The organism is uncultured Parabacteroides sp. (assembly GCF_947855115.1).
In the GTDB taxonomy this organism is placed as follows: Bacteria; Bacteroidota; Bacteroidia; order Bacteroidales; family Tannerellaceae; genus Parabacteroides.
On the sequence record NZ_CANTZW010000007.1, the window covers coordinates 123,333 to 134,925 of the forward strand.

At 41.6% G+C, this 11,593-nt stretch carries 11 protein-coding genes, 1 tRNA gene and 1 pseudogene; 7 read left to right on the forward strand and 6 right to left on the reverse strand.

Going from position 1 to position 11,593, the window contains the following annotated elements; genetic code table 11:
- Positions 1-138 precede the first annotated feature (138 nt).
- The 3 genes from Q0110_RS06975 to Q0110_RS06985 all read left to right on the forward strand — a co-directional run bounded on the left by Q0110_RS06975 (position 139) and on the right by Q0110_RS06985 (position 2,374).
- Positions 139-1,296: a TlpA disulfide reductase family protein gene (locus Q0110_RS06975; RefSeq protein ID WP_297904810.1), complete on the forward strand. Its 1,158-nt coding sequence runs from the start codon at positions 139-141 to the stop codon at positions 1,294-1,296.
- A gap of 196 nt (positions 1,297-1,492) precedes the next feature.
- Entirely contained in the window at positions 1,493-1,963 is a 471-nt protein-coding gene (gene greA, locus Q0110_RS06980; protein WP_297904813.1) for a transcription elongation factor GreA, read from the forward strand.
- Between the two features lie 15 nt (positions 1,964-1,978).
- Positions 1,979-2,374, forward strand: a complete 396-nt coding sequence (locus Q0110_RS06985; protein WP_297904816.1) for an HIT family protein — start codon at positions 1,979-1,981, stop codon at positions 2,372-2,374.
- Between the two features lie 242 nt (positions 2,375-2,616).
- Here the strand turns inward: Q0110_RS06985 and Q0110_RS06990 are convergent, their stop codons facing one another.
- Both Q0110_RS06990 and Q0110_RS06995 read right to left on the reverse strand, forming a co-directional pair.
- Positions 2,617-3,732 carry a PspC domain-containing protein gene (locus Q0110_RS06990; RefSeq protein ID WP_297904819.1) on the reverse strand — a complete coding sequence of 372 codons (1,116 nt, stop codon included), beginning with the start codon at positions 3,730-3,732 and terminating at the stop codon, positions 2,617-2,619.
- Between the two features lie 12 nt (positions 3,733-3,744).
- A complete protein-coding gene (locus tag Q0110_RS06995) occupies positions 3,745-4,071 on the reverse strand; it encodes a PadR family transcriptional regulator (protein WP_297904822.1) in 327 nt (108 codons plus the stop codon).
- A gap of 187 nt (positions 4,072-4,258) precedes the next feature.
- On the opposite strand from Q0110_RS06995, the gene Q0110_RS07000 reads away from it, so the two are divergent.
- The 3 genes from Q0110_RS07000 to Q0110_RS07010 all read left to right on the forward strand — a co-directional run bounded on the left by Q0110_RS07000 (position 4,259) and on the right by Q0110_RS07010 (position 7,402).
- Positions 4,259-6,064, forward strand: coding sequence for a long-chain fatty acid--CoA ligase (locus Q0110_RS07000; protein ID WP_297904825.1), 1,806 nt, complete (start codon positions 4,259-4,261; stop codon positions 6,062-6,064).
- A 61-nt stretch (positions 6,065-6,125) separates the two neighbouring features.
- Positions 6,126-7,251 (forward strand): peptide chain release factor 2 gene (gene prfB / locus Q0110_RS07005; RefSeq protein WP_297904828.1). Its coding sequence is split into 2 segments (ribosomal slippage): positions 6,126-6,188 and positions 6,190-7,251, totalling 1,125 coding nucleotides; the frame shifts between segments, so codons are not numbered across the junction.
- A 77-nt stretch (positions 7,252-7,328) separates the two neighbouring features.
- Positions 7,329-7,402 (forward strand) — tRNA-Ile (locus tag Q0110_RS07010).
- 134 nt (positions 7,403-7,536) lie between these two features.
- On the opposite strand, the gene Q0110_RS07015 is transcribed toward Q0110_RS07010, so the two are convergent.
- Complete coding sequence (locus Q0110_RS07015; protein WP_297904831.1) at positions 7,537-8,085, reverse strand: hypothetical protein; 549 nt, start codon at positions 8,083-8,085, stop codon at positions 7,537-7,539.
- 2 nt (positions 8,086-8,087) lie between these two features.
- A complete protein-coding gene (locus Q0110_RS07020) occupies positions 8,088-8,525 on the reverse strand; it encodes a hypothetical protein (protein WP_297904834.1) in 438 nt (145 codons plus the stop codon).
- Positions 8,526-8,898: 373 nt separating this feature from the next.
- On the opposite strand from Q0110_RS07020, the gene Q0110_RS07025 reads away from it, so the two are divergent.
- The gene (locus tag Q0110_RS07025; protein WP_297904837.1) at positions 8,899-9,669 is read left to right on the forward strand and encodes a metallophosphoesterase; all 771 of its coding nucleotides are present in this window, start codon (positions 8,899-8,901) and stop codon (positions 9,667-9,669) included.
- On the opposite strand, the gene Q0110_RS07030 is transcribed toward Q0110_RS07025, so the two are convergent.
- Positions 9,658-10,908 carry a hypothetical protein gene (locus Q0110_RS07030; RefSeq protein ID WP_297904840.1) on the reverse strand — a complete coding sequence of 417 codons (1,251 nt, stop codon included), beginning with the start codon at positions 10,906-10,908 and terminating at the stop codon, positions 9,658-9,660. The two genes, Q0110_RS07025 and Q0110_RS07030, sit on opposite strands and share 12 nt — an antisense overlap.
- A 438-nt stretch (positions 10,909-11,346) precedes the next feature.
- Positions 11,347-11,593, reverse strand: a pseudogene (locus tag Q0110_RS07035) (hypothetical protein); the annotation flags it as partial.

Genomic DNA, 11,593 nt, shown 5'->3' on the forward strand with positions numbered 1-11,593 from the left:
TAATTGCATGAAAATGAAAAGAAATAACAGTTCTGAAGTACTTTTTTTGAAAAAAGTATTGAAGAAATACGGAATAATGGTGCCACAATTGTAAAATAATGTATATTTGCACCTGATAATATAGACAAACGAGAAATAATGAAACAAATATCTACGAATTTACTGGCTGCGGCGTGTGTAATATTGCTTTTGTTCACGGCTTGTAAGAAGAATTCTGATTTTACGGTGGAAGGTGTAGTGTCCGGCGCAGACGGCCAGGTGATGTATCTGGAGAATGTAGGCGTATCGACGGTGGAGCTGATGGATTCCGTGAAATTGACGGCGGCGGGTAAATTCAGCTTTACGAAGCCTCGTCCGGCGTTTCCGGATTTTTATCGCCTGCGTTTGAATAATCAATTGATAAACTTCTCGGTAGATTCTACGGAGACGATCTCTTTCGTGGCAGACGCGGGTACTTTCGCTACCTCTTATTCCGTGGAAGGGTCCGAGAATTGCAAGGCGATCAAGAATATTACCTTGGCTCAATTAGACGCTAACCAAGCGATCCACCGCCTGCGGAAAAAATCCGAGTCTGGCCTGTTGGCGGATTCCGTATATTCCCGCCAAGTGCTTGAGGCGGCCGAGGCTTACAAGGAAGTGGCCCGTAAGTATATTTATTCTGCCCCGATGTCTGCCGCCGCTTATTTTGCCTTGTTCCAGCAAATAGACGGATTGCTTTTCTTCGACTTGTATGACAAGGACGACTCGAAGGCTTATGGCGCCGTGGCTACCAGCTTCGATCATTATTATCCGGAGAGCCCTCGCGCTAAGCATCTGTATAACCTGGCGCTTCAGTCGATAAAGGTGATTCGTAGCCAGCGTCCGGTAGACCTGGATAAGGTGGAGAAGAAGGAGGTCAGCTTCTTGGATATCGATTTGCCGGATATACATGGGGAGAATACGAAGTTGTCTTCTGTAGCTACGGGTAAGGTGGTGTTGATTAATTTCACGGCTTATATGTCCGAGTGGTCTCCCGCCTTGAATATGGAGTTCGGCGATTTATATACGAAATACCATGACCAAGGCCTGGAGATTTATCAGATCTCCTTGGATAGCGATATCCATTTCTGGAAAAACGCGGCCTCTAACCTGCCTTGGACTTGCGTGCGAGACCCGCAGTCTGTTTATTCCCAGACAGCGGCGTTGTATAACGTGAAGCAGCTTCCGGCGATCTTTCTCCTAGACCGTAAGGGGAACTTGGTCAAACGGGTGGACGATATGAAGAAGCTTGAGGCGGATGTCAAGTCCGTATTGTAAATTGTTCATGGTTTAACCGCCAGATTTATATGTTATAAAGCACTTCCTTAAACTTGTGCGTCTAGGAAAGATGCCCTAACTTTGCGAAGTCATTAAAATGATAAAAGAGGAGTTCCGGCCATACGACGTGGTCGGGATTCTTTTTTATTATGCGATAATTAATCAATATTAATATAAAGAATAAGGAGGATTTAGTATGGCTGTTAGTTATATGACAAAAGACGGCTACGATAAGATTTTAGCTGAAATCAACTATTTGGAGACCGTAAAGCGCCCCGAGATATCTGCCCAGATCGCTGAGGCGAGAGATAAGGGAGACTTGTCCGAGAACGCGGAGTATGATGCCGCCAAGGAAGCTCAAGGTATCATGGAGGCGAAGCTCGCCCAATTGAAAAGCCTGATCTCAAACGCTCGCCTGATCGATGAGAGCCGTGTGAAGACAGACGAGGTTCAGATCTTGAATAAGGTGAAGATCAAGAATACGAAGAATAATGCTGTCATGACCTATACGTTGGTGTCGGATTCCGAGGCTAACCTGAAAGAAGGCAAGATTTCCGTGAGTACGCCGATAGCCCAAGGTTTGATGGGGAAGAAGGTTGGGGATGTCGTTGAGATCCGTGTGCCTTCCGGCTTGATGACGTTCGAGATTATGGACATTTCAATTTAAGGAGCGGGAAGACGTATGGCAACTATTTTCAGCAGAATCGTGGCGGGTGAGATCCCCAGCCACAAGATCGCGGAAGACGACGAGTTTTTCGCCTTCCTCGATATCAATCCGGTAGCGTTGGGACATACCTTGGTGATCCCTAAGAAGGAGGTCGATTATATCTTTGATATCGATGATCCGATGCTTGGAAGGATGATAGCTTTCGCTAAGCGGGTAGCCCGCGCTCAAGAGGCCGCTATCGAGTGCAAGCGTGTGGGGTTGGCCGTTATGGGCTTGGAAGTGCCTCATGCGCATATCCATCTGATCCCTATCACGAAAGAGTCTGATATGTATTTCGGAGGAGAGAAATTGGCTGTAAGTCAAGAGGAACTGGCCGAGATCGCCGCTAAGATTAGAAAAGAATTCAAATAAGTGAATATAATTTTTTAATTATAAAAATTTGGTTATATTTGTACCCGCTGTTTTATGCGTGACAATATCATGCGAAGGGAATAGCAAATCATTAATATGATTCATTAGTGGTTTTTACTCATAAATTTGTTAACCTTAGAAGAAAGGCCCCTCTGCGATAGAGCGGCCTTCTTTTTTTAAACACACAATAAACATTATAAACTACTAAATCCCATATTTTTCTCTCACGCTTTCTAATGAATTCAAGGGAACCATACGGCGTGCCTGTTCCAATTGTGTACGCCATTCCAGTAATTGTGCCAGTCATACAACATGCCGGATTGCTGGATATATACGCCGCATAATACGAGAGAAATGAGCCATAAGACTAATAATATCCATCTTGCTTGCGCCGGTAGAGGACGTACCTTGAATAATTGGCAGCAGATCGCGTAAATCAAGGAGAATATGGGGATGCCGATGAATAAGATCGTACCTATGCATCCCATGATGGCCATCGACAATGGCGCCCCATTTATCAAGTCCGCTCCGAACGGGGAAACGTTATAGATGAATCCGGCCCCGCCCATGAGTAACGCGAATGTCACGACAACCAGGATGAATACGACTAATACCAGTGGCGGCAATAATATGATTCCCGCTAAGATGATGCAGAACTTCAGGATGAACCCGATGATCAAGACGAAAACGTCTGCCAGCTTTTGGAGGAAGTTTCTCGGCTTATCCGAGCTTATGAAGTCGTTCACGTTATTGCTGACTTTCTCGAAGCCATCCGTCACGGTCTTTCCGATGTTCTCCACCGTTACGCTTTGCCCGCGCATCTCTAGTTTCTCGGTCGCCGTCCGCGCCATCGGGACGATGATCCATAGCAGGAAGTAAAGCGGGACCGTGATCCCATAGAAGAACATCAGAAGGAACAATACGATACGCACGGCTGTCGGGTCCCAGTCCATGTAAGCGGCGAAACCTCCGGCTACGCCTCCTAGGATGCGGTTGTCCGGGTCGCGCATCAGGCGTTTCTTGGTAGTCTGGGTATGGGTGGCCTGCTGTTGTTGCGCTTGGAAATTCTCTTCGCGGCCGGAACTTTTCTCCTCCTCCTCGAAAATCTCTTCCGGCTTGCCCATCCGTTTGATCACTTTCTCTACCTGCTCGATCGTGATGACCTCATAGCCTAGGCGGACACGCTCGTTGAGAAGTTCCGAGATACGCATCTCGAAATCGTCCATGATCTCGTCCGAGCCCTCTTCTTTGCGGAAATGGATACGCAGGTTTGAGAGATATTTATCTAATAATTGATACGCGTCTTCGTCAATATGGAAAACTGTACCTCCCAGATTAACAGTAAGTGTCTTCTTCATCACTCTTTCGTTTTAATTGTTTCTGATGTGATTTATTGTATTGTTTAATTCCTGCCATGAAGCTTCCAGCTCGCCGAGGAATATTTCTCCTTTCTCGGTCAGTTGGTAATACTTGCGTGGCGGTCCTTGTGTAGATTCTATCCACTGATAACTTAATAACTCGCTGTTTTTTAATCGGGTTAAAAGAGGATATAAAGTGCCTTCCACGACGATCAGCTTTGCTTCTTGTAACTTCTGAATGATATCAGAGGTGTAAGCGGGTTCCTTCTTGAGAAGCAGGAGGATGCAATATTCCAGCGTTCCTTTTCTCATTTGTGATTTTACGTTCTCTGCATTCATCTCTTTTAATTTTATGCTACAAATGTATGTATTACATATGTACTATGCAATACATACTACTATGAATTATTATTATTTAACCGAATACTTGCACAAAAAGAGCGATTATGTGTAAAAAAAGGAGGGATGTCGTGTCTTTTAGAAGAGAAAAGCGTACTTTTGTGGTATCAATTCAAAATAAGGAATTATGATTTATTATCATTTCGCCGAGTTAGTACACCGTCAGGCAGAGAAATATGGGAATCGTACCGCGTTGAAGCATAGAGACAACGCTACAGGAAAATGGTTGAAGATTTCTTGGAGGGAATTTTCCGATAAAGTGATGCTTACGGCCAAGGCGATGGCAGAGTTCGGGATAGAGGTACAGGAGAATATCGGGGTTTATTCCCAGAATATGCCTCAGTGTTTGTATACGGACTTTGGAGCGTATGGTAACCGGGTGGTTTCCATACCGATGTACGCGACGAATTCTCCGGGGCAAATCGAGTACATTATCAACGACGCTAAGATACGCACGCTGTTCGTGGGCGAGCAGTTACAGTATAACAACGCATTTAAGGTACAGAAGGATTCTAGGTATTTGGAGCGCCTGGTCATTTTTGACCCGGCGGTCAAGATGAACCCGGAAGATAAGACTTCTATTTATTTTGACGATTTCCTGCGGCTGGGGGATAACGCTCATGCGGAGAGTACGGTGAAAATACGTATGACGGAAGCCGTTCCGGAAGACTTGGCCACTATTATATATACGTCTGGCACGACCGGGGAGTCGAAGGGCGTGATGCTTCCCCATTCCTGCTACCTGGAGGCGATGCGGATACACGATATCCGGTTGCCGATGGTGACCGATAAGGACTTATCCATGAGCTTCTTGCCGATGACCCATATTTTCGAGAAAGCTTGGTGTTGTTATTGTGTGCACAAGGGGGTTACGATCGCCATTAACCAAGATCCGAAGATGATCCAGAAGACGTTGCCGGAGGTTCATCCCACGTTGATGTGCAATGTGCCTCGCTTCTGGGAAAAGGTATACGCCGGCGTGCATGAGAAGATCAACTCCGCTTCCCCGGTCATGAAGAAGGTTTTCTTGGATGCGATCGACACCGGACGGAAGTATAATCTGGAATATAAGAACAAGGGGATACCGGCCCCCTGTGGCTTGAAGCTGAAGTTCCAGTTTTATAATAATACGGTTTTCACTTTATTGAAGAGGGTGCTGGGTATTGAGCGCGGCCGTTTTTTCCCGGTGGCGGGCGCTCCTTTATCGGATGAGATTAACGAGTTCTTGCAATCCGTGAATATCCCGATCGTCTACGGTTATGGATTGAGCGAGACGACGGCCACGGTTTGTTTCTATCCGGAGATCGGATTCCAGTTTGGTTCTATCGGTGAGGTGATGCCGGGTGTCCAAGTGAGGATAGACCCGGGGAATAACGAGATCTTGGTGAAAGGCAAGACCGTGATGTCCGGGTATTATAATAAACCGGAGGAGACCGAGAAAGCTTTCACCGAGGATGGTTTCTTCCGTACCGGCGATGCCGGGCGCTTGGAAGGCAATACATTGTTCTTCACGGAGCGTATCAAGGATTTGTATAAGACCTCGAACGGGAAGTATATTGCCCCGCAAGCGATCGAGATGGTGATGAGCGGCGACAATTACATTGAGCAAATCGCTGTTATCGGCGACCAGCGTAAGTTCGTGAGCGCCTTGATCGTGCCGGTTTATCCCTTGTTGGAGAAGTATGCGGAGGAGAAAGGCCTTTCATTCGGGAGCCGGGAGGAACTGATGCAAAACAAAGACATCATTCGCTTTATCGGGGCGAGAGTGGAGGAGCACCAGAAGAACTTGGCTTCCTACGAGAAAATCAAGCGTTTTACCTTGCTGCCTGAACCTTTTATGATAGGATGCGAGCTGACGGATACGCTTAAGCTACGCCGTCCGGTCGTGTTGCAGAAGTATGCCGCTCAGATAGAGGCGATGTACGAGGAATAACAGGTTTGCCGGCAATCAACTATTTCTTATCTTCGCGGTAAATTTAAAAAGAAAAGAATATATGATCACATCAGACCAACTACATGACGTGTTGGAGCGCGATAAGGCGCTGAGGGGGTATCTTTGACATCGATGGTAAGACCATTCAGTTAGAGGAGGAGGAATTACGTACGCAGGACCCCGGTTTCTGGGAGGATGCCAAACGTGCGGAAGCCCAGATGAAAAAGGTGAAGGAGCTAAAGAAATGGATCGAGCTTTACGGAGAGGTACATGCCGCGGCGGAAGAACTGGAGCTGGCTTACGAGTACGTGAAGGAAGAGATCATCACCGAAGATGAGGTGGATGCGGCTTATAAGAAAGCCCTGCATCTGCTGGAAGACTTGGAATTTCGTAATATGCTTCGTGACGAGGCTGACCAGATGAGTTGCGTGCTCAAGATCAACTCGGGCGCCGGTGGTACCGAGAGCCAGGATTGGGCTTCTATGTTGATGCGTATGTATCAGCGTTGGGCTGAGAATAACGGTTATAAGATCTCTATAGCCAACTATCAGGAAGGGGATGAGGCCGGTATCAAGACGGTTACGATCGATATCGAGGGGGATTACGCCTATGGCTATTTGAAGAGTGAGAACGGTGTGCATCGTCTGGTTCGTGTATCTCCTTACAACGCCCAAGGTAAACGGATGACCTCTTTCGCTTCCGTTTTTGTCACCCCGTTGGTGGACGATACGATTGAGGTGAAAGTAGATCCTGCGGCTGTGTCTTGGGATACGTTCCGTTCAGGCGGTGCTGGAGGTCAGAACGTGAACAAGGTGGAATCCGGGGTTCGCTTGCGCTATCAGTTCAAGGATCCGTACACGGGTGAGGAAGAGGAGATCTTGATCGAGAATACCGAGACTCGCGACCAGCCGAAGAACCGCGAGAACGCCATGCGCCAGTTACGTTCTATCCTTTACGATAAGGAGTTGCAGCATCGTATGGCCGAGCAAGCCAAGGTGGAGGCCGGAAAGAAAAAGATCGAGTGGGGTTCCCAGATCCGCAGTTACGTATTCGATGACCGCCGAGTGAAAGACCATCGTACGAATTATCAAACCTCCGATGTAAATGGCGTGATGGATGGAAAGATCGATGATTTCATCAAAGCATACTTGATGGAGTTCGCCGGAGGAGAAAATGCGGAGAAATAAGTTTTTTCCTTTAACATTTGCATATCTCGATAATAAATCGTAATATTGCACCCGATTTCAGGACTGAGTCCTGAACAGGTCCTATAGCTCAGTTGGTCAGAGCACCTGACTCATAATCAGGGAGTCCTTGGTTCAAGCCCAAGTGGGACCACTACTTAATAATCAAGCAGTTACAATAAGATTTGTAGCTGCTTTTTTTATGCCCCATGACGTTTTCGTGATGCAACAAATGGGGCATTTGTATGGAAAGACAAAAAGATATGGAGACTATATGTAAATATACCCTTATTTCAATGCTTTCAAAAGTTTATTACCATCAGCCGAGAAGAGAAAAGAGGCTTTGCCTTCTTGGCGGGTTTTGAACTTTGGGTTCATGAGTGATAATTTGCATTCTACTATTTTAGCAATAACGTCATTGGGATTTCTACTATCATAGCAACTGGCATAGTTTACGTGCCAATTTTGGGCATCTTTTAGTCTGTTTTGAGCTTTTTCCAATTCAGTCTTGTATTTTTTTAGTAGTGTTTCAGCTACCAGCCCTCCTTTTGCCTGTTGTTTAGCGATTTGGGTTTCATAATGTTTGATGTCTTTATTGGCAGTTTCGATTTTTGACGCTTTTTCATTAGCAAAGCGGCTGTTGAGAACTTCTGTACTGTCGGCTACTGTATAATCTTTTTCGGTGATTTCAGAGATACGTACATCAAGGTTTGTACGTACATCATTTTTAACTTCTACGTAGTCCGTAATCATTTTCTTATAATGACTATCGTTATTTTGTGCGTAGCATGAATTGAGACTGCCTAACAGGGCAACCATTAATAATAATCGTTTCATAATTAGTTGAATTTAAATTTGTTTCTAAGTGGATAAAGAGCCTCTGTAAGAACCATGATTTCTTTAAAGTTCTTTGGCATAAAGTCGAATGTCGGCAGAGTGTCATAATTGTCAAAATCTCCGATTTGAACCGGACGTAGATTGATAGGGAGTTGACGATGTACGGACTCCAATGCTAAAATATACTGAAATATACTGAAGCGATGTTCCATCATTTTACTATCAGGTTCACTTTCAATCCCTTTACGGCAGAGATGTTCATCATGTACAAGCTGGAATATTGATACAGCAAAATGAGGCTGTTCATTACCTGTAATGACGATTACATTATCTGAAAGCCATGATTCCAAAAAATGATTTGGAATTTTGTCGGTTGTTAGGTTGGGATTGTCGGAAATCAGCTTAAAGCTTTCCCCGTAAAGTTTCACTAAGTCTCTCATTCTTCTTTGGGCTTAACTGTTCGTAAACATTTCTTGTTCATGTAAATCCCAAAGAAAATGGTACGGGACTCAGCTTATCCATACTGTAGGCACTGGTATACCCGTCAAACGTGATAAGCAAGCCCGTACCATAAACAGCACGGGCGTTGCACATATCACCTTGTTTGACTTTAAAATTACCAGTTTTACAGTACAAGATTTTACGCGAACGCAAAATTAATATGTCTTTTCGGATTTCTCCGAATTTTATTCTAATGCAAATATATGAAAAGTCGCTCAATTCTAAATCTCAGATGTGTATATATTTTGGATAAGAAGGTAGTATGTTCAGAATTTAGTTTGTATCTTGTGGATTGGTATAGAATAGCTTGTGATGAATATTGTAGAGTCTGATAAGAAAAATGTAGTTATCTGTGGTGACATACACGGAGAGTTTGAAACGTTAGTTTATAATCTGAAAATTAATAACATAACGGACTCTTTGATTATTGTTGCCGGCGATTGTGGTTTTGGCTTTCATAAGGCGAGTTATTATGATATACTGTATAAACGGTTAGCACCCAAACTAAGAACGCAAGGGAATATAATATTCTTTGTCAGAGGTAATCATGATGACCCTGCTTATTTTGATGGAAAGACTTTTGTCAAAAAGTACATGAGGTGTATTGCTGATTATACAGTAGTCTCAGTTGCTGGACACCACATCTTATGTGTCGGTGGTGCAATTTCTATAGACCGTGAACCACATCTTCGGGAGATGGAGCTTAACCGTATCTTGAGAAAGGATAAACAACCGTTGTATTGGAAAGATGAAGCTCCGGTTTTCTTGCCTGATGAGATTAAAGAGCTAACCCAATCTGGAATAAAGATTGATACAGTGGTAACTCATACGGCTCCTGATTTTTGTGAGAAGCGGTCAAAGTCAGGATTAACGGAATGGGTAAAACTTGACTCGTATCCTTTGAATGATATTGCGTTGGAGAGGTTGGGTATAACATCTCTTTATGATGAATTGGCTTGCAATGGGTATTCATTACAAAAATGGTATTATGGGCATTTTCATGATTCATTCAATATTGTTATTGATAATGTGAATTTTGTAATGATAGGTGTGTTAGAAATGAAAATGCTTTTAAGAACTTAGTGCATTAGATATTATACCAGGTAAAAACAATAATAAAATAATACATAAAATACAAACCCCAATGAGCCAATAAATTTTGTTTTTTATATCATTTGAGATAATTGCTATTATCGAAACAAAGATACAAAGCGTTAATCCTAATGATGTTATATTTATCAGTGCTTGAGGTAATTGGATATCTGAATTTCCAAAAAGCTGTAAACTTCCAAATAGAAAAGATATTATTGCAATAAATATGCCTAAATACTCAAAGGATTCTTTTCTAAAAGATTTTATTTTTGTTTGTACGCTTTCTAATTCTATTTTATGAAGTTGAAAATACTCCCACATTTCTCCAATTTGTTTACCATCTCTAAAATCTCTATAGAGGTTGTTAAGCCTTTTAAAATTAATAGGACGAGCAAATGATGATGCGATAAAAATGCCTTCTGCTGTTCTACAATCTGTTTTTTCTAATTGGAATGGGTAAAATCTGCGATGTACACACCAATCAATAGATATTTTTAATTCGTGAAGCAATTCATTGTATAAGGTATTGATACTTTTTATTTCATTTAAATCTGCAGCTCCAAGAGAACTATTATGTATTTTCTTTGATAAGAATTCTAGGGCTTTATAGTATGGATGATAATTGAATATTTTAGTTTGAAACTGGATTTCCTTAATATCTTTGATATCGTTTTTTAAATCCTCAATCGAATAGTTTTCTTGACAAGTTTTTAATGAAAATCTACAATTGTGCAAATAGTGTCTAATACTATCAATTGAATATCGGTCAAATATGTCAGTTTTATTATTCTTATTTCTTTTTACGTAAAACTTATTAAATCGTAGTATTAAATTGTTTATTTGAGTGATGTCTTTTGTTACAATTCGGTAGTATTGAGAAAGAATAATAAAACCAATAGTTGAAAATCTTCCTTGTTGAAATTCTAATTGATAATATTGGCTAGACTTATTGAATGCTTTAGTGTTATTGTACAAGCATTCAAAGTGATTGGAAAAATCTTCATTAAAGCTATCTTCTAGTTTTAAGTCATCAATATCATGTATTTTAAAATCTAATGCATATTTATGTGCCTCCTCATTGCTAAAGAATAGTTTTTTTAGCAAGAAAGAGCATTTGCTCATTAGTTTGCTATAAATGGCTTTAAGATTTGCATCAGATACAGAGAGCTTTTTTAAAATGAGTTCTCTGATGATTATTAGCTCATTTCTTGTGTCTGAATTATCGATCAAAGTATGGTCAATAATTGCCAGTCTAAATGTTATATTTTCAAGGTCATCAAAAAAAGCATTTGTGGATTGACTTCTATTTGACGGTGATAGTGCAGAAAATAATAAATCATCTGATGATAAATTTATTTTATTATTTATTAGAAATAATAGGTGGTTTAATTCTGAAATAGAGTTTCTAATGCAATTCGAAAAAGCAGTATCTTGCTGTTCTAATTGCTGTTCTAATTCCTTGATTTTTTCTGGGTAATTTTGTTCTAAATATTCACCTAAAATATAGCATTATTTATTTCAATAAAAAAAGATAGGGAAAAGTTTTTCTCCTTTTCTTTTTCAATGATAGCATTACTGATGTTATGTTCTTCTTCAATGAGAGTGCTTCCTGTAGTCAGTATGATATCTTGATATAGGGATATACAATTGTCAATATGTAATGACATTTTATAATTTGTAATATTTGACACTGTTTATTATTGATTCAGAAGGCATGGAGATACTCGCTTTTTTATTTTGTTTTGCTACTTCAAAGCAAATCTCCCAACAACTCCATTTGTGAGAAAGGTCTACGAGTTCAAAAGGTGAATATGATAATATATTTGGATTTTCTTTCAATAAATTGTTTATTGAATTGTCTATTGAATTGTCTATTGAATTGTCTATTGAATTGTCTATTGAATTGTCTATTGAA